This is a genomic window from Bradyrhizobium sp. WSM1253 (assembly GCF_000244935.1).
In the GTDB taxonomy this organism is placed as follows: domain Bacteria; phylum Pseudomonadota; class Alphaproteobacteria; order Rhizobiales; family Xanthobacteraceae; genus Bradyrhizobium; species Bradyrhizobium canariense.
In genome coordinates this window covers 1,803,368-1,829,294 of the sequence record NZ_JH600073.1, presented here as the reverse complement: position 1 = coordinate 1,829,294, position 25,927 = coordinate 1,803,368, and the positions used below count along the sequence as shown (strand labels likewise).

The following is a 25,927-nucleotide window of genomic DNA, read 5'->3' as shown; positions in this document are numbered from 1 at the left end:
TCGTAGCTCCCGCCCTCATCCTGAGGAGCGGGCGCAGCCCGCGTCTCGAAGGACGAGGGCTGGGCCATCCTTCGAGACGCGCGCGGTGCGCGCTCCTCAGGATGAGGACGTAGTTGGGGGGACAGACTTTTGACAGCCCAAACCATTATCCAAAGTCTCGCGAGCGGCCTCCTCATGGGCCTGCTCTACGGACTGATCGCCGTCGGCCTCGCGCTGATCTTCGGCCTGATGGACGTCGTGAACTTCGCCCATGGCGAGTTCTTGATGATCGCGATGTATGTGAGCTTCTTCCTGTTCACGTTTTTCGCCATCGACCCCTTGCTGTCGGCGCCGCTGGTGGCCGCTGCCCTGTTCGTATTCGGAGCGGTGGTCTATTTGTTGATCGTACGCTTCGCCATGCGGGCCAAGGCCAATGCGGGCATGGTGCAGATCTTCTCCACCTTCGGCCTCGCCATCGTGATGCGCGGCCTCGCGCAGTTCTTCTTCACGCCGGATTATCGCAGCGTTCCGCATTCCTGGCTCGGCGGCAAGACGATCTCGATCGCCGGCGTCTTCCTGCCGGAGCCGCAGCTCATGGGTGCGCTGGTTGCGATCCTGGCCTTCGCCGGGCTCTACTTCTTCATCCATCGCACCGATTTCGGGCGCGCGCTGGAGGCCACCCGTGAAGATCCCGGGGCGGTGGCTCTCGTCGGCATCGACAAGAACCGCGTGTTCGCGCTCGGCTGGGGGCTTGGTGCCGCGCTGGTCGGCCTCGCCGGAGCGATCATGGCAAGCTTCTTCTATATCTACCCCGACGTCGGCGCGTCCTTTGCGCTGATCGCCTACGTCACGGTCGCGCTCGGCGGCTTCGGCAGCGTGTTCGGCGCTTTCGCCGGCGGGATCATCGTCGGCCTCGTCGAGGCCACCACCGCGCTGGTGCTGCCACCCTCGCTGAAATCGGTCGGCATTTACGCCGTCTACCTGCTGGTCGTCTTCATCCGGCCGCGCGGCCTGTTCGGATCGATGTGATGGACAAGGATTTTGCCGCGCGGCGCCGCCGCGACCTCATCATCGCCGCGGTGCTGACCGCCCTGGCGGCGCTCGCTCCCCTGTTCATCAAGGACGTCTACGTCCAGAACATCCTGATCCTGACTTTGATGTATGCGGCGCTCTCGCAGAGCTGGAATATTCTCTCCGGCTATTGCGGACAGATCTCGCTGGGACATGCGCTCTATTTCGGCATCGGCGCCTACACCACCGAGCTGCTGTTCACCAAGTTCGGCGTGCTGCCATGGTTCGGCATGCTCGCCGGCGGCGCAGTCGCGGCCGCAATCGCGATGGGGCTCGGCTATCCCTTCTTCCGCCTGCGCGGCCATTATTTCGTGATCGCGACCATCGTCATCGCCGAGATCGGCTTGCTGCTGTTCCAGAATTGGGAATGGGCGGGGGCCGCGATGGGGATCACCATTCCGGTGCGCGGCGACAGCTGGTTGAAATTCCAGTTCATGCGCAGCAAGCTGCCATACTTCTATTTCGCACTTGTGCTGTGCAGCCTCGCCTGGTTCGTCACCTGGTGGCTGGAGGACTCCAAATGGGGCTTCTGGTGGCGCGCGGTGAAGGACAATCCGGAAGCGGCCGAGAGCCTCGGCGTCGTCGTGTTCAACTCCAAGATGGGCGCGGCTGCCGTCTCCGCTTTCCTCGTTGCCATCGGCGGCGCCTTCTATGCGCAGTTTCTCGCCTATATCGATCCTGAAAGCGTCATGGGGTTCCAGTTCTCGCTGCTGATGGCGCTGCCGGCCGTGCTTGGCGGCATCGGCACCCTCTGGGGGCCCGTGTTAGGGGCGGCGATCCTGATCCCGATGACGGAGCTGACGCGCTCCTATATCGGCGGATCCGGCCGCGGCGTCGACCTCATCGTCTACGGCACGCTAATCGTGCTGATTTCGCTCGCCCTGCCGCAGGGTCTGGTGAGCCTGTTCTCTCGTGCGAAGCGGAAGGGAGCCACGCGATGACCCCACTGCTTGAAACCCGCGGCGTCTGGCAGCGTTTCGGCGGCCTCGTCGCCAACAGCGACGTTTCGATTTCGGTCGGCCGCGGCGAGATCGTCGGTCTGATCGGCCCGAATGGTGCCGGCAAGTCCACGCTATTCAATCTCATCGCCGGGGTGCTGCCGCCGACGCAAGGCTCGATCTGGTTCGACGGCGAGGATGTCACCAGCATGCCGGCCGCCGAGCGCTGCCAGCGCGGCGTCGGGCGCACCTTCCAGGTCGTCAAGAGCTTCGAGACCATGACCGTTATCGACAACGTCATCGTCGGCGCTCTCGTGCGCAACACCGTGATGCGCGAGGCACGCCGCAAGGCGCATGAGGTGCTCGAATTCACCGGCCTTGCCGCGCGCGCCAACGTGCTCGCGAGCGACCTCGTGCCGGCCGAAAAGCGCCGCCTCGAAGTCGCGCGCGCGCTTGCGACGGAACCAAAACTTCTGCTGCTGGACGAAGTCCTCACCGGCCTGACGCCGACTGAGGCGCAGACCGGTGTGGCGCTGGTGCGCAAGGTGCGTGACGCCGGCATCACCGTGCTGATGGTCGAGCACGTCATGGAGATCGTGATGCCGCTGGTCGACCGCGCCATCGTGCTCGACCTCGGCAAGGTGCTGGTCGAGGGCAAGCCCACTGAAATCGTCCGCGATCCCAAGGTGATCAGCGCATATCTGGGAGATCGTCATGCTGTCGGTGCGTGAAGTCACGACCGCCTATCAGGGCCTGGTCGCGATCTCCGCGGTCTCGATCGAGGTCCAGAAGGGCGAGATCGTCTGCGTCGCCGGCGCCAACGGCGCGGGCAAGTCGACACTGCTAAAATCCATCGCCGGTGCCGAGCGCCCGCGCTCGGGCACGGTGACGTTCGATGGCAAGCGCCTCGACGGCATGGCGCAGCACCACATCACCGCCACCGGCATCGCCTACGTGCCGGAGAACCGCCGACTGTTTCCGCGCCTCTCCGTGCGAGACAATCTGCGCCTCGGCAGCTATCTCTACCGCGGCGAGGCCGACCGCGAGAGTCCGCTCGATCTCGTGTTCCAACTGTTTCCGCGTCTCTCCGAGCGCCTGGAGCAGCGCGCCGAGACGCTCAGCGGCGGCGAGCAGCAGATGCTCGCCATCGGCCGCGCGCTGATGACGCGCCCGCGGCTGTTGATGCTGGACGAGCCCTCGCAGGGCATCATGCCGAAGCTGGTCGACGAGATCTTCCAGGCCGTGAAACGCATCCGCGACGCCGGCATGACCGTCTTGATCGTCGAGCAGCGCATGGCGGAATGCCTGGAAATCGCAGACCGCGCTTACATCCTGCAAACCGGCCGCGTGCTAATGCAGGGCGCGGCAAGCGAGATCAAAGGCAATCCCGACGTGCGCAAGGCGTATCTGGGGCTGTAGCTACAGGCACACTGCCGTAGCCCGGATGAGCGAAGCGATATCCGGGGCAAGCGTTCCCGCATGTCGCTGCGCTCATACGGGCTACGATTGCGGGGGCTGTAGCGCCAACCGTCATTGCGAGCGCAGCGAAGCAATCCAGAATCCCTCCGCGGAAAGACTCTGGATTGCTTCGCTGCGCTCGCAATGACGAGGTTAGAGCCGAGCCTAATGCCCGTGCTCCGGCAGCATCAGCCCAAACACCTTCCCCAGATCGTTCACCTGCTCCGGCGACAAATACCGCGGGTTCATCCCGCGCAGCATCAGATACAGCTTCGCCGTCTCCTCCAGCTCCTCCGTCGCGAACACGGCTGCCTCCAGCGTGTCGCCCGCGACGACCGGGCCGTGATTGGCGAGCAGCACGGATGAGTATTTCCCCGCCAGCCCTCTGATCGCATCGGCGACCGCGGGATCGCCGGGGCGGTAATAGGGCACGAGCGCGGTGGCGCCGCATTTCATCAGATAATAGGCCGTCATCGGCGGCAGCGCGGCGCGCGGGTCGATCTCCGGGAGCATCGACAGCGCGACCGAATGGGTGGAATGCAGGTGCACGATCGCCCTTGCGCTCCCGCGCGTGGCGTAGAGCGCATTGTGCAGCGGAACTTCCTTGGTCGGCGCATCGCCCGAAACCAGTCGGCCCTGATCGTCCAGCCGCGACAATTTTGCGGGATCGAGGAAGCCGAGCGAGGCATTGGTCGGCGTCACCAGCCAGCCGCCGCCATCCAGCCTGACGCTGATATTGCCGGAGGAGCCGGGCGTCAGCCCACGTTCGAACAGGGACCGTCCGAAGCGGCAAATGTCTTCGCGCAGCAATGTCTCGTTGCTCATGGCCGTCATGTCCGTTTGTCTCACGCTTTGGCAGCGCGGCCAAGCCGTGTTATTCCGTTGCCAAGCTGCCGCAAAGGGCGGCCCTCCGGGAAACGTCGCAAGGATCAGTTGTATGTCCGCCTCCACGTCACAGAATCAGCGCATCGCCGTCATCGGGCTCGGCTCGATGGGGTTTGGCATGGCGACCTCGCTGAAGCGCGCCGGTCATGTCGTCACCGGCTGCGACGTCTCGGCCGATGCGGTCGCGCGTTTCGTGACGGAGGGCGGCGCCGGCGCCAAGACGCCGGCTGAAGCTGCCAAGGGCGCCGACATCGTCGTCAGCGTCGTCGTCAATGCGGCGCAGACCGAGACGATCCTGTTCGGCAAGGATGGCGTCGCCGAAACCATGGCCAAGGACAGCGTCTTCCTGTCGTCGGCGACCATGGATCCCGACGTGGCGCGGCGTCTCGCCAAGCAGTTGGAGGCGACCGGCCGGCACTATCTGGATGCGCCGATCTCCGGCGGGGCGCAGCGCGCAGCGCAGGGCGAGCTGACAATTCTCGCTTCCGGCAGTCCGGCTGCGTTTGAGAAGGCGCGGCCCGCGCTCGATGCCATGGCCGCAAAGCTCTACGAGCTCGGGGATGCCGCAGGCCAGGGCGCCGCCTTCAAGATGATCAACCAGTTGCTCGCCGGCGTTCATATCGCCGCCGCCAGCGAGGCGATCGCGTTCGCGGCCAAGCAGGGTCTCGATATCCGCAAGGTCTATGAGGTGATCACGGCGTCCGCCGGAAACTCCTGGATGTTCGAGAACCGCATGCCGCACGTGCTCGACGGCGATTACACGCCGCGCAGTGCGGTCGAGATCTTCGTCAAGGACCTCGGCATTATCCAGGACATGGCGCGCAGTGCCAGATTCCCGGTCCCGGTCTCCGCCGCAGCGCTCCAGATGTTCTTGATGACATCAGCCGCCGGCATGGGCCGCGACGATGATGCGTCGGTAGCGCGGATGTATGCGCAGGTCACCGGCGTCAAGCTGCCCGGCGACAAATAGACAAGAGGATTCCCATGCCCCGTTTTGCCGCCAATCTCTCGATGATGTTCACCGAGGTGCCGTTCCTCGACCGCTTCGATGCCGCTGCGGCAGCCGGCTTCACCGCCGTCGAGTTTCTCTTTCCCTATGAGCATCCGGCCGAAGCCGTCGGCGAGCGGCTCAAGCGCAACGGCTTGACCCAGGCGCTGTTCAACCTGCCGCCGGGCGACTGGAATGCCGGCGAGAAGGGCTTTGCGGCGCTCCCGTCGCGATTCCCCGAGCTCAAGGCGAGCTTGGAGACCGCGCTGCCCTACGCCAAGGCGACCGGCGTCAAGCGGCTGCATTTGATGGCAGGCATCGCCAACCGTGGCGAGCGCGTCGCGATCGAGGCGTTCTACAAATCGGTGGCGTGGGCCGCCGAGTTCTTTGCGCCGCACAGCATCGACATCGTGCTCGAGCCGATCAATGCGCGCAACGTGCCCGGCTATTTCCTCAACGATTTCGGCTTCGCGCGCGACCTGATCCAGGAGCTGCGGCTTCCGAACCTAAAACTGCAGTTCGACATTTATCACTGCCAGATCATCCATGGCGACGTCACGATGCGGCTGCGCGAGATGATGCCGGTGATCGGCCACATCCAGATCGCCAGCATCCCCTCGCGCAACGAGCCTGATGGCGAGGAGCTGAACTATCCGTTCCTGTTCGACGAACTCGACCGGCTCGGCTATGCCGGCTTCGTCGGCTGCGAATATAATCCCCGCGGCAAGACCACCGACGGCCTTGCCTGGTTCAGGCCTTATGCGGGAGTGAAGCCGTGACACTTGCAGCGAAAATATCTCTTGGCTGCATCGCCGACGACTACACCGGCGCCTCCGACCTCGCCAACACGCTGACACGCGCCGGCCTGCGCACCGTGCAGACCATCGGCGTGCCCGCGGACGATCTCGCGCTGCCCGAGGTCGACGCCGTCGTGGTGTCCTTGAAGAGCCGTTCGATCGAGGCCGGCCTTGCCGTGTCGCGCTCGCGCGCGGCTGACAAATGGCTGCGCGGCCGTGGCGCCGGCCACGTGCTGTTCAAGATCTGCTCGACCTTCGATTCCACCGATGCCGGCAATATCGGCCCGGTGATGGATGCGCTGCGCGCCGATTGCGGCGAGGCGACCGTGCTGGTGACGCCGGCCTTCCCGGAGACTGGCCGCACCGTCTACCAGGGCAATCTGTTTGTCGGCGCCGTGCCGTTGAACGAGAGCCCGCTGAAGGACCATCCGCTCAACCCGATGCACGATTCCAACCTGGTGCGCATCCTGGCGCGCCAGAGCAAAACGCAAATCGGCCTCGTCGACCTCGCCACCGTCACGCGCGGCGCGGATGCCGTGCGGACGCGGCTCGCCGAACTTGCGGGCAAGGGCATTGGCGCGGCGATCATCGACGCCGTGTTCGACCGCGACCTTGAGACCATCGGCCTCGTCGCTGTCCAGCATCGGCTGTCGGTCGGCGCCTCCGGCATGGGCCTTGGGCTGGCGCGGGCGCTGGTGTCGACAGGCAAGGTCACATCGACAGCGGCGAGCAGCGAGGCGAGGGCTGCCGTCGGCGGACCGGCGGCGTGCCTTGCCGGAAGCTGCTCGCAGGCGACGCTTCAGCAGATTGCCAATGCCGAGCGTGTCATGCCGGTGCTGCATCTCGATCCGGGCCGTATTACTACGGGCGAGGACGAGGCGCAGCGCGCGCTGGCCTGGGCGAAACCGCGACTGGCCGACGGTCCGGTCCTGATCGCATCGAGCTCGACGCCGGATCAGGTCGCCGCGCTCCAGGCGCGCCATGGTCGCGACGCGGCCGGTCACGCCATCGAGCAGGCGATGGCCGATATCGCCGAGGGTCTGGTGCTGGGCGGGGTGAAGCGCCTGGTCGTCGCCGGCGGGGAGACATCCGGCGCCGTGGTCGACCGGTTGAAGATTCCCGGATTTCTCGTGGGAGTAGAGATCGCGGCGGGCGTCCCGGTGCTGCGCGCGGTCGGTGCTGAAAAAGGCGACATGTTGCTTGCCTTGAAGTCCGGCAATTTCGGCGGCCCGGAGTTTTTCTCCGACGCGCTTGGGCTCATGCGCTGAGCGCAGGGCATTCTTAGCTGCCTGTTCATTTGTTTCAGGCTCGGTACTCGTGCGGAGTCGTTATTAACATCTGCTCAGGTGCTCTGGTGTTTGATTTCGGTACTGCTCCTTTTGGTTGATTCGTAAAATTCCGGACGCGCCGCCGCGCCAGCACAAAGAGACCCGATTATGCTCGCCACCATTTCCATTCGCGCCAAGATCATCAGTGTCGTGGCGTTCCTGCTGGTCGCGATGGCCGGCATGGGCCTGCTCGCCGTCATGAAGATGCGGTCGATGAACGCCAATACCACCGAGATCACCACGAGCTGGATGCCCAGCGTGCGGGTGCTGGGCGAGCTCCGGGCATCAGTCATCACCTACCGCAACGTGGTTCGTCAGCACATGCTGTCGGAAACCCTTGAAGACAAGCTCGCCAACGAGAAGACGGGCGCCACGGTGATCGAGGCGCTCGCCAAGGCCCGCAAGGCCTACGAGCCGATGATCACCTCGCCCGAAGAACGGAAGCTCTACAACGATTGGGCCAAGCTCTGGGACGACTATAAGAAGGGCACCGAAGACGTCATGGCGCTCTCGCGCAAGGAGGCCGGCAAGGTCCCGCATGAGGCCCAGGAGCTGAACACCAAGACGGTCAACAAGATCGGTCTCGAGGCGGACGCGATCCTGACCAAGGACATCGAGCTCAATACCAAGGGCGGAGACCAGGCCGCGCAGGACGCTGCGGATAGCTACAATTATGCCTTCATGCTGGTCTCGATCATCCTCGGCGCGGCCGTCGTCGTCGGGGTCGGCGTCGGCTTCTACCTGGTCCGGGACGTCTCCAGCGGCATCAACTCGATCATCGAGCCGATGCAGGCGCTGGGCAAGGGCGAGCTTTCCGCCGAAGTTCCTCATCGCGGTGAGAAGACCGAGATCGGCGCCATGGCCGATGTGCTCCAGATCTTCAAGGAAGCGCTGATCGCCAAGAAGGCCGCCGACGAGGCTGCCGCCGCCGATGCCGAAGCCAAGATCGAGCGCGGCCGCCGCGTCGACAACATCACCCGCGAATTCGAGACGATGATCGGCGAGATTGTCCAGACCGTGTCGTCGGCCTCGACTCAGTTAGAGGCCTCCGCCTCGACGCTGACCTCGACCGCCGACCGCTCCCAGCGGCTGGCGACCACCGTTGCCGGAGCGTCGGAGGAAGCCTCGACCAACGTGCAGTCGGTCGCTTCGGCGACCGAGGAGATGGCCTCGTCGGTGAGCGAGATCAGCCGCCAGGTCCAGGAATCGGCGCGAATGGCGGGCGACGCCGTCGGCCAGGCGCGCTCCACCACCGAGCGCGTCAGCGAGCTCTCCAAGGCGGCCTCGCGCATCGGCGACGTCGTCGAGCTCATCAACACCATCGCCGGCCAGACCAATTTGTTGGCGCTCAACGCGACCATCGAAGCCGCACGCGCCGGCGAAGCCGGCCGCGGCTTTGCGGTCGTGGCCTCCGAGGTGAAGGCGCTCGCCGAGCAGACCGCGAAGGCGACCGGTGAAATCGGCCAGCAGATCTCCGGCATCCAGGCGGCGACCAACGACTCGGTCGGCGCCATCAAGGAGATCTCGTCGACCATCGAGCGTCTGTCGGAGATTTCCTCGGCGATCGCGGCGGCCGTGGAAGAGCAGGGCGCCGCGACCCAGGAGATCGCCCGCAACGTCCAGCAGGCGGCGCAGGGCACCCAGCAGGTCTCATCCAACATCACCGACGTGCAGCGCGGCGCAACCGAGACCGGCACGGCCTCCTCGCAGGTTCTGTCGGCGGCACAGATGCTGTCCAACGACTCGGGCCGGCTCAAGACCGAGGTCAGCAAGTTCCTGACCAACGTTCGCGCGGCGTAGCTACGTCCGCGCGGCGTAACGACGGACGCGCGAGGTGTAAACTCCCGCGTCAACATCCATTGACGAACGAGCGGCGCCTCAAGCGCCGCTCTTTTTTTGAGCGCCGGTAGCCTGATGTCGGTAGCAGGTACCATCATGGGGTTCCGCGGAAGATGGACGGGTGCCTTCTTCATCGATAGTTAAATTCGGCTTACGAGAATGGTCACAAGGACCGCCGGTAGCAGCCCTGATTGGAATCGCCGCTTATTTCATCCAACTTTTGGGGCTCGCATGCGCAAGAATTTACCCGTCACCGAGGTCGAATATTCCGTCAGCGATGAGACGCTGATCGTCTCCCGGACTGACCTCAAGGGCAAGCTCACCTACTTCAACGACGACTTCCTTGCTGCAGCCGGCTTCACGTCCGCGGAGCTGATGGGCCAGCCGCACAACATCGTCCGTCACCCCGACATGCCGCCGGAGGCATTCGACAATCTCTGGGACACGCTGAAGGCCGGCAAGCCGTGGCTCGGCGCGGTGAAGAACCGCCGCAAGAACGGCGATTTCTACTGGGTGCTGGCGACGGCATCGCCCATTCGCGAGAACGGGCAGGTCACGGGCTTTACGTCGATCCGCACCAGATTGCCGGCCGACCAGCGCAAGCTGGCCGAAGAGGTCTACGCCGCGATCCGCGAGAAGAAGCCGCATGGTTATCGCGTCGATGCCGGCATCATCCGCCGCCGCTCGCTGCTCGACCATTTTGCGATCTTCACCAGAACGCTGAAGGCGCGCCTGGTCACCACGATGGCGCTGCAGCTGCTGTTCGTGCTTGGGCTTGGCATCGGCGGCGCGCTCTCGACCGGCGGCACGACCAGCCTGAGCCTGGCGCTGCTGGCCGCCGCCGGCGCTGCCGTCCTCGGCTTCGCCGGCCTTACGACCATGCGCGCCGTCCAGGGGCCAATGCAGCAGCTCAACGACACCTTGGTCAACCTCGTCCAGGACAAGCTGGACAATCGCATCGTGATCCAGCGCGACGACGAGATTGGCGAGGCGCTACGCAACCTGCAGACGGTGCAGACCATCATCCGTTTCAGCCGCGGCGAGGTCCAGGCCGTGCAGCTGCGCTCAGAGGCGCAGCGCAAGGCCGAGATGGCAAAGCTCGCGGACGCCTTCGAGGCCGCTATCGGCGAGATCGTGGAAACGGTCTCGTCAGCCGCGACCGAGTTGGAAGCGTCTGCTTCGACGCTGTCCACCACGGCGGGTCGCGCGATGGAGCTCGCTACCGTGGTCGCGGCAGGCTCCGAAGAAGCCTCAGCCAACGTGGATTCTGTCGCCTCTGCCGCGGAGGAGATGGCGGCTTCGGTTCGCGAGATCAGCCGCCAGGTTCAGGACTCGGCGCGGATCGCAGGCGAGGCCGTCAGCCAGGCGCAGATCACCACCGAACGCGTCAGCGAGCTGTCGCGCGCCGCGTCACGCATCGGCGATGTGGTAGAACTCATCAACGCGATCGCCGGTCAGACCAATCTTCTGGCGCTCAATGCCACAATCGAGGCCGCGCGCGCCGGCGAAGCCGGTCGCGGCTTCGCGGTCGTTGCCTCCGAGGTCAAGGCACTCGCCGAGCAGACGGCAAAGGCAACCGGCGAGATTGGCCAGCAGGTTGGCGGCATTCAGACGGCAACGCAGGACTCGGTCGGCGCGATTGGCCAGATCAGCGGCACGATCGCGCAATTGTCCGAGATTTCCTCGGCGATCGCGGCCGCCGTGGAAGAGCAGGGCGCAGCCACCCGGGAGATCGCTCGCAACGTGCAGCACGCGGCGGAGGGCACGCAGCAGGTGTCCTCGAACGTCGCCGAGGTCGAGCGCGGCGCCACCGAAACCGGGTCGGCCTCCTCACAGGTACTGTCGGCGGCACAGATGCTCTCGCGCGATTCCAACCGGCTGAAGCTCGAAGTGGGCAAGTTCCTCGGGTCGGTCCGCGCCGCATGAGGCGGCCGCATGGCCGCAGTGCGTGTTCTGCAGTGCGGTAGCAGGGAATTGAATGCAGGAAACCCGCCGGAGATTAGCGTTTCCGGCGGTGCTCGGGTAAAGGGTAAAGAGGATCCCCGTGGGGGCGGATTCCGTATCCTCGCTTGACCTGGAATTTCCCGGCGAATGATTGCTCTGGTCCGTATTGCCCTGAGCCGGCCCTACACGTTTGTCGTGCTCGCGCTCCTGCTCCTGATCATCGGACCGCTGGCGGCGCTGCGGACGCCGACCGACATCTTCCCGGACATCCGCATTCCCGTGATCGGCGTGGTCTGGCAGTACACCGGCCTGCCGCCCGACCAGATGTCGGGCCGCATCACCACGCCGTTTCAGCGCGCGCTGACCACGACGGTCAACGACATCGAGCACATCACCGCCAATTCCTATAACGGCTTTGGCATCATCAAGATCTTCTTCCAGCCGAACGTCGACATCCGCACCGCCAATGCGCAGGTCACCGCGATCTCGCAGACGCTGATCAAGCAGATGCCGCCGGGCGCGACGCCGCCTCTGATCCTGAATTACTCCGCCTCCACCGTGCCGATCGTCCAGGTGGCGCTGTCGGGTGACGGGCTGACCGAGCAGAACCTCGCCGATATCGGCATCAACCAGCTCCGCACGCCGCTGGTCACCGTGCCGGGTGCTGCGATCCCGTATCCCTTCGGCGGCAAGCAGCGCCAGATCCAGATCGACCTCGACCCCACCGCGCTCCAGGCCCGCGGCCTGTCCGGCCAGGACGTCGCCAATGCGCTGGCTGCGCAGAACCTGATCACGCCTGTCGGCACCCAGAAGATCGGCACCTTCGAGTACAACATCCAGCTCAACAATTCGCCCCTGAAGATCGACGAGCTCGGCAATCTGCCCATCAAGACCGTCAACGGCGCGATGGTCTATGTGCGCGACGTCGCGACTGTGCGGGACGGCAACCCGCCGCAGACCAACATCGTCCATGTCGACGGCAACCGCTCGGTGCTGATGATGGTGCTGAAGGCGGGCGCGACCTCGACGCTCGACATCATCGCCGGCATCAAGCAGAAGGTGATCGACGTCAAGGACCAGCTGCCGGACGCGCTCAAGATCGGCTTCATCGGCGATCAGTCGGTGTTCGTCCGCGGCGCCATCGAAGGCGTCGCGTTTGAAGGCGTGATCGCGGCGCTGCTCACCAGCGTCATGATCCTGCTGTTCCTCGGCAGCTGGCGCTCGACCGTCATCATCGCGGTCTCGATCCCGCTCTCCGTGCTCGGCGCCATCATCATGCTGTCGGCGATCGGCGAGACGCTGAACATCATGACGCTCGGCGGCCTGGCGCTCGCGGTCGGCATTCTCGTCGACGATGCCACCGTCACGATCGAGAACATCAACTACCATCTGGAGCAGGGCAAGCCGGTCGAGCAGTCGATCCTCGACGGCGCCAACCAGATCGTGACGCCGGCCTTCGTCTCGCTGCTCTGCATCTGCATCGTGTTCGTGCCGATGTTCTTCCTCACCGGCGTGGCGCGCTTCCTGTTCGTGCCGATGGCGGAAGCGGTGATGTTCGCGATGATCTGGTCATTCCTGCTGTCGCGTACCTTGGTGCCGACCATGGCCAACTATCTGTTGCAGGCACATGTCCATCACGAGGACGGCCCGCCGAAGTCGCGCAATCCCCTGGTCTGGTTCCAGCGCGGCTTCGAGGCTCGCTTCGAGCGCATTCGCGGCGGCTACCATAATTTCCTCGGGCTCGCGCTGGCGCACCGTCCGGTGTTCGTGATCGGCTTCCTTTGCGTGGTCGCCGCCTCCTTCGCGCTGGTGCCCTTCCTCGGGCGCAACTTCTTCCCCGCGGTCGATGCCGGCAACATCCTGATGCACGTCCGCACCCAGGTCGGCACCCGCGTGGAGGAGACCGCGAACCAGCTCGCCGACGTGCAGAAGGCGATCCGCAAGCTGATCCCGGGCGAGATCGAAACGCTGACCGACAACATCGGCATGCCGATCTCCGGCATCAACATGACCTACAACAACACCGGCGTGATCGGCCCGCAGGATGGCGACATCCAGATCAAGCTGAAGGAAGGCCACAAGCCGACCGAGGAGCATGTGCGCGTGCTGCGTGAGCAACTGCCGCGGCTGTTCCCCGGCGTCAGCTTCGCCTTCCTGCCGGCCGACATCGTCAGCCAGATCCTGAACTTCGGCGCGCCGGCGCCGATCGACCTGCAGATCCGCGGCGCCAATCTCAGCGCCAACTTCGCGTATGCCAACAATCTGCTGGCCAAGGTCCGCAGGATTCCCGGCGTCGCGGATGCGCGCATCCAGCAATCGCCGAACAATCCGACCTTCAACATCGACGTCGACCGCACCCGCGCGCAATATGTCGGCCTGACCGAGCGCGACGTCACCAACAGTCTCGTGGTCAACCTTGCCGGCTCCTCGCAGGTGGCGCCCACCTACTACCTCAACCCGGATAACGGCGTGTCCTATTCGATCGTGATGCAGACGCCGCAATACCAGATGGATTCGCTCAGCGCGCTGCAGACGCTGCCGATCACGGCTGCCGGAAATTCGCAGTCGCCGATCCTCGGCGGCATCGCCGACATCAAGCGCTCGACCTCGAGCGCGGTGGTCTCGCAATACGACATCCAGTCGATGGTGCAGATCTTCGCCACCACCTCGGGCCGCGATCTCGGTGCGGTCGCGACCGACATCCGCCAGGTGATCGCCGACACCGCCAGGGAGGTGCCGAAAGGCTCTTCCGTCGTGCTGCTCGGCCAGGTGCAGACCATGAACAGCGCCTTCACCGGCTTGTTGTTCGGCCTGCTCGGCGCGGTCGTCCTGATCTATTTCCTGATCGTCGTGAACTTCCAGTCCTGGTCCGATCCCTTCGTGATCATCACGGCGCTGCCGGCCGCGCTCGCCGGCATCGTCTGGATGCTGTTCGCCACTGAGACGACGCTGTCGGTGCCGGCGCTGACCGGCGCCATCATGTGCATGGGCGTTGCCACCGCCAACAGCGTGCTCGTGATCTCGTTCGCGCGCGAGCGCTACGAAGAGCTCGGCGATCCCATCGCCGCGGCGCTGGAAGCCGGCTTCGTCCGGTTCCGCCCGGTGCTGATGACCGCGCTCGCCATGATCATCGGCATGGCGCCCATGGCCCTGGGGCTCGGCGAGGGTGGCGAGCAGAATGCGCCGCTCGGCCGCGCCGTGATCGGCGGCCTGATCTTTGCAACCTTCGCCACGCTGATGTTCGTTCCCGTGGTGTTCAGTATGGTACACAAGAAGCAAGGCGGCAAAGCCGCCGCCCCTTTGGAGACTCCGCATGTCGCCCACTGAATCCCGCTCCCCGGTGTCGCACCGGAAACTGGGCATTTTCGGCGTGGTGGCGCTGATCGCGGCAGGCCTGGTCGTGGGCACCGGCATCCGCGCGCGCGAGGAGCAGGGCTCCAAACTGAAGGCATGGACCGATGATCAGGCTGTTCCGAGCGTCGCGGTGACGCTGCCTAATGCCAAGGCTCTCAATACGACCATCGACTTGCCGGGCCGTCTCGAAGCCTATTATCGCGCGCCGATCTTTGCCCGCGTTCCCGGCTATCTCAAGAGCTGGAGCGCCGACATCGGTGCGCGGGTGAAGGCCGGTCAGGTGATCGCCGAGATCGAGGCGCCCGACCTCGACCAGCAACTGCTTCAGGCCCGCGCCGACCTCGCCAGCCAGCAGTCCAGTGCCAGGCTGTCGGAAGCCACCCTCAACCGCCGCAAGACGCTGGTCGCCTCCAACTTCGTCTCCGCGCAGGAGATCGACGAGCGTACCGCCGATCTCTCCAACAAGAACGCGGCGGTTCGCTCGGGCCAGGCCAATGTCGAGCGCCTCGAAGCGCTGGCCGGTTACAAGAAGATCACCGCTCCGTTTGACGGTGTGGTCACGGCGCGCGACACCGACGTCGGTGCGCTGATCAATTCAGGCGGCGGCTCGGGCCCGGCGATGTTCGTGGTCTCCGACATCACCAAGCTGCGCGTCTACATCAACGTGCCCCAGAACTACGTGCCCGCGATCAAGATCGGCGCCAAGGCCGCCATTGTGCTGCCGGAGTATCCGAACCGGACCTTCCAGGCGACGGTGGAAGCCTCCTCGCAGGCGGTTGACGTCGCCTCCGGCACGACGCGCATGCAACTTGGTCTCGACAATTCCTCGGGCGAGCTGATGCCCGGCGGCTACGCCAGCGTGAAGCTCAACCTGCAGCGCGACTCCGCGCCGCTCAGCATTCCCGCCAGTGCGCTGATCTTCAACGGCAGCGGCCTGCGCGTCGCAACCGTCGGTCCGGACGACAAGGTCCTGTTCAAGGCCGTGACCATCGCCCGCGACCTCGGCCGCGAGATCGAGCTCGCCTCGGGCATTGCAGCCGATGACCGCGTCATCACGGCACCACCGGACGGCCTGTCCGACGGCGACCAGGTCCGTGTGACCGGCGCCGGTGCCAAGGGCAAGCCGGCGACGGCGTCCGAGAAGCAGGCGCCGAAGGGGTAGGGTGAGTTTGTAGGGTGGGTTAGCGAAGCGTAACCCACCACTTCGGTTACCGCGTAGACAAAAGCGGTGGGTTACGCTTCGCTAACCCACCCTACGCCACCCGCCACTCCGGGACGCCATCCGCGGCCGTCGTGATCTCGCCCAGCGAACCCACCGGCGTGCGGTCCATGTTCAGCACTTGCGCCAACGTCGCCGTGTCGCCCGCGGGAATCCGCGCCAGCGTGCGCCTGTCGTCTTCCGTCCGCAGCATCACCACGCCATGCTCGACATCGCCGCTGCGGCCATAGAGCACCGTAAAGCTCTCGACCTTGCCCATGCCGCTCGGCTCCGTCACGAACTCCGGCACCGCGCGCTTGTTGCGGTCCGCCGCCGCCTGCACGCTCGTCTCCTGTGCCAATGCTTCACGCGGCGGCGCCTTCGACACCACCAGCGCATGATGCTTGGTGACGAAGCCGCCCTGGCCGTAGAGCAGGCCGAGCTTGGCGCCGTTGCGCAGGCGCCGCACCATCGCGCAGGCAGCATGGGTCATGTAGGTGTTGAGCGGCGCCCCGAAGAAGGTGAGGCCGCCTGTTACGGTCGGCTGCACGTCCGCACCCAGGCCCAGCGTCCGCCGCGCCATTTTGGGCACGCACGGGAAGCAGCTATAGAGCTCGATCGCGTCGAAATTCTTGCCGTCGCCGTCGGCGAGATCCATCACGGCCTTCAAAACGGCGTTCTGCGAATGGCTCTCGTAAAACTGGTCGCGCAAAAGATAGTCGCGCGGTTCTTCCGCCGAAGCGCCGCCGAGCGGGTAGACGAGCTTGTCCTCGGCGATGCCTGCCGCACGCGCCCTGGCGAGGCTGGTGAGCAGCAGCGCGCCGCCCATGTTGACGCTCGGGTTGGCAACCATGAGCTTGTTGTAGGGCCAGGCGATCAGGCGGTTGTCCCCGGTCGGCGTCGTGATTTCGTCGGGCGCATAGCGCCGCTTCAGCCAGGCATTTGGATTTTGCGCGGCGGCTTCTGAATAGCGCGACCACAGCACGCCTGACTCCGCCATCGCTTCGCGCGGCGTCTGGCCCCAATGCGCCGAGGAGGCGGCCTCGTAGAATGGATACACCGTGACGGGCCGGAACACCCCGAGCTTCTGCGCCAGCGGCTTCTGGTACGCTGCGCCGCGTTTCGGCTCCTCGACGTCACGGGCGAACGACGTCCATGGCAGCTTCGCGCCGGCGCGCTCCGCCTTGGTCGCCGTCGACTGTGCCTCCGCGCCGCAGACAGCGGCAACACTGCATTCACCGCGCGCAATGCGCTTTGCTGCCTCGTGGATATAGCGGATCGGGCTCTCGCCGCCGACGGGGCCGTAATAGCAATGCGCGGGCGAGATGCCGAGTCGTTGCGCCAGCAACTGCTCCGGATCGCGATAGCGCCAGCTCAGGAAGTTGACGACGTCGAGTGACTGCACCTCGCCGAGCAGCTTTGCCCCGGCATCTGCTTCTGCCCGCCGCACCGCCTGTTCGAGCAGGTCGAGCGGCTCGAGGCCGTCGGTGATCTTCTTGGGACGGTCGACGATCTCGCCGACGCCGACGATGACGGGGATGCGGTCTTCGGGGGTATTTTTCTTGTCTGTCATGCTTCAGTTCACGATGTCAGTTGTTTCGTCATTGCGAGCGCAGCGAAGCAATCCAGGATCTGTCCGCGGTGAGAGTCTGGATTGCTTCGCTGCGCTCGCAATGACGGTGTGCGGCGATCACTCCGCCACCAGCGCATTCATATGCTCGACGGCTTCGGCGAAATCTTCCTTGAACTCCTGCACCACCGCGCCGGCCGACTTTACGCTGTCGATCAGCCCGACGCCCTGGCCGACGAAGTAGCTCACGAGATCGCGCGCCTTCGCGTTGCCGCCCGCTGCTGCGCGGTCGATCGCGTTGAAGGCGTCGCGGCTGACGATGCTTTGCAGCGGCATCGGCAATGCGCCGGGGCTCTCGGGTGCGCGGTCCCAGGCGTCGGTCCAGACCGAGCGAAGCTGCCGTGCCGGTTTCCCGGTGCGGCCCTTCGAGCGGATCGCATCGCGCGACGATGCCGCGATCATCTTCTCGCGAAAGATCTCCGTGGTCTCGGACTCGACGGTGGCAAGCCACACCGAGCCGGTCCAGGCACCTGCGGCACCCATCGCCATGCAGGCTGCCATCTGCCGTCCCGTCATGATGCCGCCGGCCGCCAGCACCGGCACGTCGCGGATCTTCTTGATCGCCTTGATCACCTCGGGCACCAGCACCATGGTCGAGACCTCGCCGCAATGGCCGCCGGCCTCGGTGCCCTGGACCACGAGGATATCGACGCCGGCCGCGACCTGGCGCAGCGCGTGCTCCTTGGCGCCGACCAGTGCTGCGACCGGCACGCCGTGCTTCCTGCCCATCTCGATCATGGCCTTCGGCGGCACGCCCAAGGCATTGGCGATCAGGCGGATCGGGTGCTTGAACGAGACCTCCAGCAGCTCTAGCGCGGTCCTGCCATCGAACGGCTGCGGCTGGTTGTCGGCGACCTCGGTGGTCGTGAGTTCGATGTCGAATTTCTTCAGGAGATTGCGCGTGTAGTCGCGGTGCTCCTGAGGCACGCGCGCTTCAAGGCTCTTCCAGGTGACGTCCTTTTCGCCCGCCGTCGAGATGTTTTCGGGGATCAGCACGTCGACGCCGTAGGGCTTGCCGTCGACGTGATCGTCGATCCATTTGAGCTCGCGCTCCAGCGTATCCGGCGTGTGCACGGTGGCACCTAACACGCCAAAGCCTCCGGCCCGGCTGACGGCGGCGACGACATCGCGGCAATGGCTGAAGGCGAGCAGGGGGAAATCGATGCCCAGCATGTCGCAGATCGGCGATTTCATCGTTCCCTCCGGCGGGCCTTCGCGTTGCTGTTGTCGCAATCTTGAGCGAAGGCTCATCGACGCTAGACCATCGTCTTGCGCTATGCCAATCCGGATTTGGCGGCGCATCTTGCGTGCACACGCCGTGTTACGCGAAGCCGCACGCATGGCTCGACAGATGCGGCCTCTGGTGCAGGTCGTCCTCGGCAACGTCGGATGCATGACGCGGCCTCGAGGCCCGCGCCGGACGCAGGGCCGGCAGGGCTTGCCATCGGCCGTCCGTGGGCTAATTAATGCAGACGCATCTTTTCGCCGGAGCCCCCTCATGACCGACACCCCCGCCTACGTGCCGCCCAAAGTCTGGACCTGGAACAAGGAGAACGGCGGGCAGTTCGCCAGCATCAACCGTCCCATCGCCGGTCCCACTCACGACAAGGAGCTGCCGGTCGGCAAGCATCCCTTCCAGCTCTATTCGCTGGCGACGCCGAACGGGGTCAAGGTCACCGTGATGCTGGAGGAGCTTCTGGCGCTCGGCCACAAGGGCGCGGAATACGACGCTTGGCTGATCAGAATAGGCAACGGCGACCAGTTCGGCAGCGGCTTTGTCGACATCAATCCGAATTCCAAGATCCCGGCGCTGATGGACCGCTCCGGCCCGGAGCCGATCCGGGTGTTCGAGTCCGGCTCGATCCTGTTCTACCTCGCCGAAAAGTTCGGCGCCTTCCTGCCGAAGGACATCAAGAGCCGCACTGAAGCGATGTCGTGGCTGTTCTGGCAGATGGGCAGCGCGCCCTATCTCGGCGGTGGCTTCGGCCACTTCTACGCCTACGCGCCGACCAAGATCGAATACGCCATCGACCGTTTCGCGATGGAGACCAAGCGCCAGCTCGACGTGCTCGACCGCCGGCTCGCCGACAACGAATATCTCGCCGGCAGCGAATACACCATTGCCGACATGGCGGTGTGGCCCTGGTACGGCGCGCTCGCCAAGGGGCTGGTCTATGGCGCGGGCGAATTCCTCTCCGTGCAGGACTACAAGCACGTGCAGCGCTGGACCGACCAGATCGCCAAGCGTCCGGCCGTCAAGCGCGGCCGCATGGTCAACCGTGTCTCCGGCGATCCCGCCAGCCAGCTCCACGAGCGTCACGACGCCAGCGACTTCGAGACCAGGACGCAGGACAAGGTCGGCGAGGTGGCCGCGTCGTAGGCGCATCGCTGAACATCGCAGTATTGTAGGGTGGGTTAGCGCTAGCGTAACCCACCTCTTTCGCTTCCCCGGAGACGAACAGTGTTGGGTTACGCTTCGCTAACCCACCCTACGGCAGGGCCGCGCTTGGCGAGACCTCACGCCATGCTCAGCTCGTGGCGTCCCACCACCATCCAGTGCACCTCGTCCGGACCATCCGCGAAGCGCAGGTGACGGACGTCCTGGTACATTTCGGCGAGCGGGGTCCAGTGCGAGATGCCCGTGGCGCCGTGCATCTGGATCGACTGGTCGATAATCTTGCAGGCGCGCTCCGGCACCATGGCCTTGACCATGGACACCCAGACGCGAGCTTCCTTGTTGCCGAGCACGTCCATGGCCTTGGCGGCCTTCAGCACCATCAGTCGCATCGCCTCGATCTCGCAGCGCGCCTGCGCGATGATCTGCATGTTGCCGCCGAGATGGGCGATCTTCTTGCCGAAGGCTTCACGGGTGAGGCCACGCTGCACCATCAGGTCGAGTGCCTTCTCGGCCTTGCCGATGGTGCGCATGCAGTGATGGATGCGGCCGGGGCCCAGCCGAAGCTGCGAGATCTCGAAGCCGCGGCCTTCGCCGAGCAGAATGTTCTCCTTGGGCACGCGCACGTTGTTGAAGCGCATGTGCATGTGGCCGCGCGGCGCGTGGTCCTGGCCGAACACGTACATGGGGCCGAGCACCTCGACGCCGGGCGTGTCGCGCGGCACCAGGATCTGCGACTGCTGCTTGCTCGGCGCCGCATCCGGATTGGTCTTCACCATCACGATGAGGATCTTGCAGCGGGGATCGCCGACGCCGGAGATGTAATACTTCTCGCCGTTGATGACCCATTCGTCGCCGACGAGCTTGGCGGTGGTCGAGATGTTCTTGGCATCGGAGGAGGCGACGTTCGGCTCGGTCATGACATAGGCCGAGCGGATCTCGCCGTTCATCAGCGGCTTCAGCCACTTCTCCTTCTGCTCCTTCGTGCCGACGCGCTCCAGCACCTCCATGTTGCCGGTGTCAGGCGCCGAGCAGTTCATGCTCTCCGAGGCCAACGGGCTCTTGCCGAGCTCGGATGCGATATAGGCGTAGTCGAGATTCTTCAGGCCCTGGCCGGTCTCGTCGTCGGGCAGGAAGAAGTTCCAGAGGCCTTCCTGCTTGGCCTTGTTCTTGGCCTTCTCCAGCACCTCGAGCTGCTTCGGCGTGAAGCTCCAGCGGTCTTGTTTCCCTTCGCCGGCCTTGGCGAATTCGATCGACATCGGTTCGACGGTGTCGCGGATGAACTTCCTGACGTGATCATAGAGCGGCCGGACCTGGTCCGACATCCTGAGGTCGTTGAGCTCGTCCCCGGGATTGAGGGTGTAGTTGGTGGTGCGGGGAATATAGGTGTGTTTTGTCATTGTTCCTCCCGGGGTCGCTGAGATCGCATTGAGCCGGAGAATAGTCGCAGCGTCGGCAAAGTGCGAGCGCGCATTTTCTAGAGCGAGCCATGCCATGCGATGGAATATCGCAGGGCGTTTGAAATGTTGTTTGAATGGGACGGTTGCCGCGAGCGCTGCTGTCATCGCCCGCGAAGGCGGGCGATCCAGTAATCCGACGCGTCGGTGATTCATGGAGAAGCCGCGGCGTACTGGATGCCCCGGTCAAGCCGGGGCATGACAGCGGTGGTTGCGGCCGGCTCAGCTCGCCATCCGATGCATCGCGCAGATCTTATTGCCGTCGAGGTCGCGCAAATACGCAATATAGAGGTTGACGCCCGGGCCTTGGCGGATGCCGGGCGGATCTTCGCAAGGAACGCCGCCGGCAGCGATGCCGGCCGTATGCCATGCATTGACCTGCTCCGGCGAGTTGGCGGCAAAGCCGATGGTGCCGCCATTCGCAGGCGTCGCCGCTTCGCCGTTGATAGGCTTGGTCACCGAGAACACGCCGGTCTTGGTGATGTAGAAGATGCGATGGCCGTCGACCCGCGCCGGCCGCACCTCGAGCGTGGACAGCAAATTGTCGTAGAAGGCCTTGGCCTTGTCGAGGTCGTTGGTGCCGATCATCACGTGTGAAAACATTTTTGCCCTATTTCCCTCATCTTGTAGCCCGGATGGAGCGCAGCGTAATCCGGGTCTTGTTTGCTTTTGGCCGTCCCGGATTGTGCTGCGCTCCATCCGGGCTACGAGAATCAAAACGCCGTATAGCCGCCGTCGATCACGAACGTATCCGCGGTGTGGTACGACGACGCCTTGCTCATCAGATACACTGCGATGCCGCCGAAATCGCTGGCTTCGCCAAAGCGGCGCACCGGAATGCGCGGCATCACGTTTGCGACGAATTTCTCGTTGGCCATCAGGCCCGAGGTCATGTCGCTCTTGATCCAGCCGGGCAGGATCGCGTTCGCGGTGGCGCCGTGGCGCGCCAGCTCAACGCCGAGCGCGCGCACCAGCGCGTTGATCGCGGCCTTGGTCGCCGCGTAGTGCTCGTTGCGGGCGGTACCGAAGATCGAGGCGAGACTCGAAGTCGCCACCAGCCGACCGAAGGGATCGCCCGCATTGGCGCGCTCGGTCATGTGTTTTGCGGCCGCCTGGAACGCGTGGAACACGCCGTCGAGATTGGTCGCAAACATCCCACGCCATTCCTCTTCGGTGCGTTCGATGAAGGAGCGCCGGCCGCCGCCGCCGATGCCGGCATTGGCGAAGCAGCCGTCGACCCGGCCGAACATGTCGAGCGTGGCCTTCATCGCGGCATTGACCGAGGCCGGGTCGGAGACGTCGCAGACCCGCGCGTCGACCTTGCCTGATAGCCCGGCCAGGCTCGCGGCAGCGCTGCTGTTCTTGTCAGGATTGCGACCCCAGATCGAGACGTTGCAGCCCTGGCCGGCGAGCGCCTGCGCGATGCCTAGCCCGATGCCGCCATTGCCGCCGGTGATCACGGCGACCCGTCCCGAAAGGTCGAAAAGGTTCATGGCGCGTTTCCTGTTTTTGCTTGGGTCGCGCATCAGCCGCTGCGCGCAAGATTGCTTGCTATGCTCTGATCACCATGGACAAGACCGTGCCAAAAATCAAATATGCGCCCCGGCAAAAGTAATTCCGGTCTGCGAAACTGGCGCAGGCCGCAACTCACGAGGAAACCATGCAGTTCAAACACGTCACGCTCGATCTCGATGGCTCGGTCGCGATCCTCAAGCTCGACCACCAGGAGGTGATGAACGCGGTCTCCGTCGACATGCTGGGCGGTCTCGCGGAAGCGCTCGACACGATCGAGGAGAAGAAGGACGAGGTGCGCTGCGTCGTGCTCACCGGCGCGGGGCGGGCGTTCTGCACCGGCGCGAATCTCCAGGGCCGCAACAACCAGTCGAAGAAGACCAAGGCCGGCCTGACGCTTGAGACCGGCTTCCATCCCTTCCTGCGCCGCATCCGCAATCTGCATTGCCCGATCGTGACCGCGGTCAACGGCCCCGCGGCCGGCGCCGGCATGAGCTTCGCGCTGCTCGGCGACATGATTTTATGCGCGCGGTCCTCTTACTTTCTTCAAGCCTTCCGCCGTATCGGCCTGGTGCCGGATTGTGGCTCGACCTGGCTCTTGCCGCGGCTGATCGGCAAGGCGCGCTCGATCGAATTGTCGCTGATGGGCGAGCGGCTCCCAGCCGAGAAGGCGCTGGAATGGGGCCTCGTCAACCGCGTCTATGATGACGGCGTGCTGATGGAGGAGGCGATGAAGCTCGCGCATGACCTCGCCAGCGGCCCGACGGTCGCGCTGTCGCTGATCCGCAAGCTCTACTGGGACAGCCCGGAAAATTCCTTCGAGGATCAGCTCAATCTCGAATTCCAGTGCCAGCTCCGCGCCGGCGACACGGATGATTTCCGCGAAGGCGTCGGCGCCTTCTTGGAGAAGCGGCCGGCCAAATTCAACGGCAGGTGATCAAGGGCAAATGATCGAGGCCGAACTCTCCCGCAGCGTTGCGCGCTGGTGCCCGGGCGCAACTGGTGTCGCTGGCGTGGCAAGACTGTCCGGCGGCGCCAGCCAGGAAACCTGGCGCTTCGACATCGTGCATCCCGATGGGCCGATCGGTGCGATCCTGCGCCGCTCGCCGAAGGGGTATGGCGCGGCGCCGACGCGCGCGGCGGGTCTCGGCGCGGAAGCGCAGCTGATGCAGCTTGCCTATCAGGCCGGCGTGCCGTCGCCGCGCGTGATGCATGTGCTCGCGCCGGACGACGATCTCGGCACCGGCTTCATCATGCAGCGGGTCGAGGGCGAGACCATCGCGCGCAAGATTCTTCGCGATGATGAATTCGCCGCGGCACGGCCGCTTCTCGCGCGGCAGCTTGGCGCCGTGCTCGCGAAGCTGCACAGGCTGCCGCTGGACAAATTGCCCGAGCTGCGCAGCCGGTCCGCGACCCAGGAGATCGCCGAGTTCGAGCGCGATTATCGCAGTCTGGACTGGCCCAAACCCGTGTTCGAGCTGGCGCTGCGCTGGCTGCGCGACCACGATCCGGGCCCTGCGGCCGAGACGACGCTGGTGCACGGCGATTTCCGCAACGGCAATCTCATCATCGGCGCCGACGGCGTGCGCGCGGTGCTTGACTGGGAGCTCGCTCATCTCGGCGATCCCATGGAGGATCTCGGCTGGGTCTGCGTTAACTCCTGGCGCTTTGGTGAGATCGACAAGCCTGTCGGCGGGTTTGGCTCGCGTGAGGAGCTGTTCGCCGGCTATGAGGCCGCAGGCCGCAAGGTCGATCCATCACGTGTCAAATTCTGGGAAGTGATGGGCACGCTGCGCTGGGGCATCATGTGCGGCGGCATGATGCAGCGATTTCGAGAAAGTCCGGACCATTCGATGGAACGCGCCATGATCGGACGCCGTGCCTCCGAGACCGAGATCGATCTGTTGCGGCTGCTGGTGCCGCGGGGGAGTTGACCATGCAGGACGAGCCGACCCCGATCGAGCTGACCAAGTCAGTCGCCGATTTCCTCCGCAACGATATCGCGCCGCTGATCTCCGGCCACCAGGCTTTCAAGCTGCGCGTCGCCATCAATATTCTTGATCTCGTGACACGGCAGTTGACGCTGGAGGAGGGGAGCGACGCCGCGGAGGTGGACCGCCTGCGCGCGTTGCTCGGCATGGACGGCGCGGTCACCGATCTCAACCGCGTACTCGCCGAGCGGACGCCGGGGTTGGCCGAGCATCTGTGGGCGACCACGATGGACAAGCTTGCGGTCGACCAGCCGAATTATGCATCGTACAAGCGGGAGCTGTCGCGCGGCGGGTAGACCTCTCCTCGTCATTGCGAGGAGCGTAGCGACGAAGCAATCCAGACCGTCTCAGCGGAAAGATTCTGAGCCTCCCCTAAATCGGTGGACACCTATAGCTTAGACAGCAAGAGGTGTCAGATGACGAAACGGCAGCGACGTTCTTATTCGGACGAGTACAAGCGGCAGGCAGTTGATCTGGTTTTGTCGAGCGGCCGCTCGGCGAAGTCGGTATCGAAGGAGCTCGGGCTTGACGGCTCCGTGCTGAGCCGATGGGTGGCGGAGCAGGGCACGGCGAGAGCCGGCGGCAGCGCCGTGGCGCCCACATCGCAAGCGGCGGTGCCGTCGGCGGACCAAGCTGACGTGATTGCGCGGTTGCAGCGGGAAAACGAACAGCTGCGCTTGGAGCGCGACATTTTAAAAAAGTCGATCGCGATCTTTGCTGGACCCCGGACATGAGGTTCCGTTTTATCGAGGATCGCCGCACGGACTATCCGGTCAAGGTCATGTGCCGTGTGCTCGGCGTCTCGCCCGCGGGCTACTATGCCTGGCGGTCGCGCCCGGAAAGCCTCCGGGCCTTGGCTAACCGAGCGCTGCTGGAAGGCATCCAGCGGGTTCATCGCGATAGCCATGGCCGCTATGGCAGCCCGCCCCAGGCGACGTCCAATCTCCTGTATGGAATGGCCCTGCACCTTGAGAAGTGCGATCTCCTCGCGCTCATTCAACGAGAGATACCGCCCGGACAGTGCCTTTGCCGAAGATCTGAACATCGCTGGTGGCATGCCCCCCCGCCTTTCGGAATAATCTGCTTCCGACAGGTTGTGACAATCCGGCTTCGAGTGCAGCATCTTCGCTGCTTAACCCAGCGGCAATCGCCCGCCAAAATTT

General features: G+C 64.8%; 22 protein-coding genes and 1 pseudogene. 16 read left to right on the top strand and 7 right to left on the bottom strand.

Annotated features, from left to right (window positions below):
- Positions 1–129 precede the first annotated feature (129 nt).
- Genes BRA1253DRAFT_RS10370 through BRA1253DRAFT_RS10355 form a run of 4 tightly spaced genes read left to right on the top strand, consistent with a single transcriptional unit; the run spans position 130 to position 3,407 of the window.
- Positions 130–1,008, top strand: coding sequence for a branched-chain amino acid ABC transporter permease (locus BRA1253DRAFT_RS10370; protein ID WP_007593739.1), 879 nt, complete (start codon positions 130–132; stop codon positions 1,006–1,008).
- Positions 1,008–1,991, top strand: coding sequence for a branched-chain amino acid ABC transporter permease (locus BRA1253DRAFT_RS10365; RefSeq protein WP_007593738.1), 984 nt, complete (start codon positions 1,008–1,010; stop codon positions 1,989–1,991). The genes BRA1253DRAFT_RS10370 and BRA1253DRAFT_RS10365 overlap by 1 nt, the downstream gene beginning before the upstream one ends.
- Positions 1,988–2,719, top strand: coding sequence for an ABC transporter ATP-binding protein (locus tag BRA1253DRAFT_RS10360; RefSeq protein WP_007593737.1), 732 nt, complete (start codon positions 1,988–1,990; stop codon positions 2,717–2,719). The genes BRA1253DRAFT_RS10365 and BRA1253DRAFT_RS10360 overlap by 4 nt, the downstream gene beginning before the upstream one ends.
- Complete coding sequence (locus tag BRA1253DRAFT_RS10355; RefSeq protein WP_007593731.1) at positions 2,703–3,407, top strand: ABC transporter ATP-binding protein; 705 nt, start codon at positions 2,703–2,705, stop codon at positions 3,405–3,407. The genes BRA1253DRAFT_RS10360 and BRA1253DRAFT_RS10355 overlap by 17 nt, the downstream gene beginning before the upstream one ends.
- Positions 3,408–3,611: 204 nt before the next feature.
- Here the strand turns inward: BRA1253DRAFT_RS10355 and BRA1253DRAFT_RS10350 are convergent, their stop codons facing one another.
- On the bottom strand, positions 3,612–4,280 hold the full coding sequence (locus BRA1253DRAFT_RS10350; RefSeq protein WP_007593729.1) for an aldolase: 669 nt from the start codon (positions 4,278–4,280) through the stop codon (positions 3,612–3,614).
- 103 nt (positions 4,281–4,383) lie between these two features.
- Here BRA1253DRAFT_RS10350 and ltnD point away from each other — a divergent pair, with 103 nt between their 5' ends.
- The 7 genes from ltnD to BRA1253DRAFT_RS10315 all read left to right on the top strand — a co-directional run bounded on the left by ltnD (position 4,384) and on the right by BRA1253DRAFT_RS10315 (position 15,743).
- Positions 4,384–5,301 (top strand): L-threonate dehydrogenase, encoded by a 918-nt coding sequence (gene ltnD, locus BRA1253DRAFT_RS10345; RefSeq protein ID WP_007593728.1) that lies wholly within the window; start codon positions 4,384–4,386, stop codon positions 5,299–5,301.
- Between the two features lie 14 nt (positions 5,302–5,315).
- The gene (gene otnI / locus BRA1253DRAFT_RS10340; protein WP_007593723.1) at positions 5,316–6,098 is read left to right on the top strand and encodes a 2-oxo-tetronate isomerase; all 783 of its coding nucleotides are present in this window, start codon (positions 5,316–5,318) and stop codon (positions 6,096–6,098) included.
- The gene (otnK, locus tag BRA1253DRAFT_RS10335; protein ID WP_007593722.1) at positions 6,095–7,384 is read left to right on the top strand and encodes a 3-oxo-tetronate kinase; all 1,290 of its coding nucleotides are present in this window, start codon (positions 6,095–6,097) and stop codon (positions 7,382–7,384) included. The genes otnI and otnK overlap by 4 nt, the downstream gene beginning before the upstream one ends.
- Positions 7,385–7,552: 168 nt before the next feature.
- Positions 7,553–9,244, top strand: coding sequence for a methyl-accepting chemotaxis protein (locus BRA1253DRAFT_RS10330; RefSeq protein ID WP_007593721.1), 1,692 nt, complete (start codon positions 7,553–7,555; stop codon positions 9,242–9,244).
- A gap of 270 nt (positions 9,245–9,514) precedes the next feature.
- Positions 9,515–11,209: a methyl-accepting chemotaxis protein gene (locus tag BRA1253DRAFT_RS10325; protein ID WP_007593720.1), complete on the top strand. Its 1,695-nt coding sequence runs from the start codon at positions 9,515–9,517 to the stop codon at positions 11,207–11,209.
- Positions 11,210–11,374: 165 nt separating this feature from the next.
- A complete protein-coding gene (locus BRA1253DRAFT_RS10320) occupies positions 11,375–14,554 on the top strand; it encodes an efflux RND transporter permease subunit (protein WP_007593719.1) in 3,180 nt (1,059 codons plus the stop codon).
- Positions 14,541–15,743: an efflux RND transporter periplasmic adaptor subunit gene (locus BRA1253DRAFT_RS10315; protein WP_007593718.1), complete on the top strand. Its 1,203-nt coding sequence runs from the start codon at positions 14,541–14,543 to the stop codon at positions 15,741–15,743. Before BRA1253DRAFT_RS10320 ends, BRA1253DRAFT_RS10315 begins: the two co-directional genes overlap by 14 nt.
- 91 nt (positions 15,744–15,834) lie before the next feature.
- Here the strand turns inward: BRA1253DRAFT_RS10315 and BRA1253DRAFT_RS10310 are convergent, their stop codons facing one another.
- Both BRA1253DRAFT_RS10310 and BRA1253DRAFT_RS10305 read right to left on the bottom strand, forming a co-directional pair.
- Complete coding sequence (locus tag BRA1253DRAFT_RS10310; RefSeq protein WP_007593717.1) at positions 15,835–17,352, bottom strand: acetyl-CoA acetyltransferase; 1,518 nt, start codon at positions 17,350–17,352, stop codon at positions 15,835–15,837.
- Positions 17,353–17,469: 117 nt separating this feature from the next.
- The gene (locus tag BRA1253DRAFT_RS10305) at positions 17,470–18,603 is read right to left on the bottom strand and encodes a nitronate monooxygenase (RefSeq protein WP_007593715.1); all 1,134 of its coding nucleotides are present in this window, start codon (positions 18,601–18,603) and stop codon (positions 17,470–17,472) included.
- Positions 18,604–18,907: 304 nt separating this feature from the next.
- Between BRA1253DRAFT_RS10305 and yghU the strand changes: the two genes are divergently transcribed.
- Complete coding sequence (gene yghU, locus BRA1253DRAFT_RS10300; protein ID WP_007593714.1) at positions 18,908–19,789, top strand: glutathione-dependent disulfide-bond oxidoreductase; 882 nt, start codon at positions 18,908–18,910, stop codon at positions 19,787–19,789.
- Between the two features lie 137 nt (positions 19,790–19,926).
- Here yghU and BRA1253DRAFT_RS10295 read toward each other — a convergent pair whose 3' ends face one another.
- The 3 genes from BRA1253DRAFT_RS10295 to BRA1253DRAFT_RS10285 form a co-directional block, all read right to left on the bottom strand.
- Positions 19,927–21,204: an acyl-CoA dehydrogenase family protein gene (locus BRA1253DRAFT_RS10295; protein ID WP_007593713.1), complete on the bottom strand. Its 1,278-nt coding sequence runs from the start codon at positions 21,202–21,204 to the stop codon at positions 19,927–19,929.
- A gap of 279 nt (positions 21,205–21,483) precedes the next feature.
- On the bottom strand, positions 21,484–21,864 hold the full coding sequence (locus BRA1253DRAFT_RS10290; RefSeq protein ID WP_007593712.1) for a VOC family protein: 381 nt from the start codon (positions 21,862–21,864) through the stop codon (positions 21,484–21,486).
- 110 nt (positions 21,865–21,974) lie between these two features.
- Complete coding sequence (locus tag BRA1253DRAFT_RS10285; protein WP_007593711.1) at positions 21,975–22,754, bottom strand: SDR family NAD(P)-dependent oxidoreductase; 780 nt, start codon at positions 22,752–22,754, stop codon at positions 21,975–21,977.
- Positions 22,755–22,921: 167 nt separating this feature from the next.
- Between BRA1253DRAFT_RS10285 and BRA1253DRAFT_RS10280 the strand changes: the two genes are divergently transcribed.
- The 4 genes from BRA1253DRAFT_RS10280 to BRA1253DRAFT_RS43490 all read left to right on the top strand — a co-directional run bounded on the left by BRA1253DRAFT_RS10280 (position 22,922) and on the right by BRA1253DRAFT_RS43490 (position 25,498).
- Positions 22,922–23,710: an enoyl-CoA hydratase/isomerase gene (locus BRA1253DRAFT_RS10280; RefSeq protein WP_007593710.1), complete on the top strand. Its 789-nt coding sequence runs from the start codon at positions 22,922–22,924 to the stop codon at positions 23,708–23,710.
- A 10-nt stretch (positions 23,711–23,720) separates the two neighbouring features.
- The gene (locus BRA1253DRAFT_RS10275; RefSeq protein ID WP_007593709.1) at positions 23,721–24,707 is read left to right on the top strand and encodes a phosphotransferase family protein; all 987 of its coding nucleotides are present in this window, start codon (positions 23,721–23,723) and stop codon (positions 24,705–24,707) included.
- Between the two features lie 2 nt (positions 24,708–24,709).
- Positions 24,710–25,060: a DUF6285 domain-containing protein gene (locus BRA1253DRAFT_RS10270; protein ID WP_007593707.1), complete on the top strand. Its 351-nt coding sequence runs from the start codon at positions 24,710–24,712 to the stop codon at positions 25,058–25,060.
- A gap of 120 nt (positions 25,061–25,180) precedes the next feature.
- A complete protein-coding gene (locus tag BRA1253DRAFT_RS43490; RefSeq protein WP_007593706.1) occupies positions 25,181–25,498 on the top strand; it encodes a transposase in 318 nt (105 codons plus the stop codon).
- A gap of 188 nt (positions 25,499–25,686) precedes the next feature.
- Here BRA1253DRAFT_RS43490 and BRA1253DRAFT_RS43485 read toward each other — a convergent pair.
- A pseudogene (locus BRA1253DRAFT_RS43485) lies at positions 25,687–25,927 on the bottom strand (helix-turn-helix domain-containing protein); the annotation flags it as partial.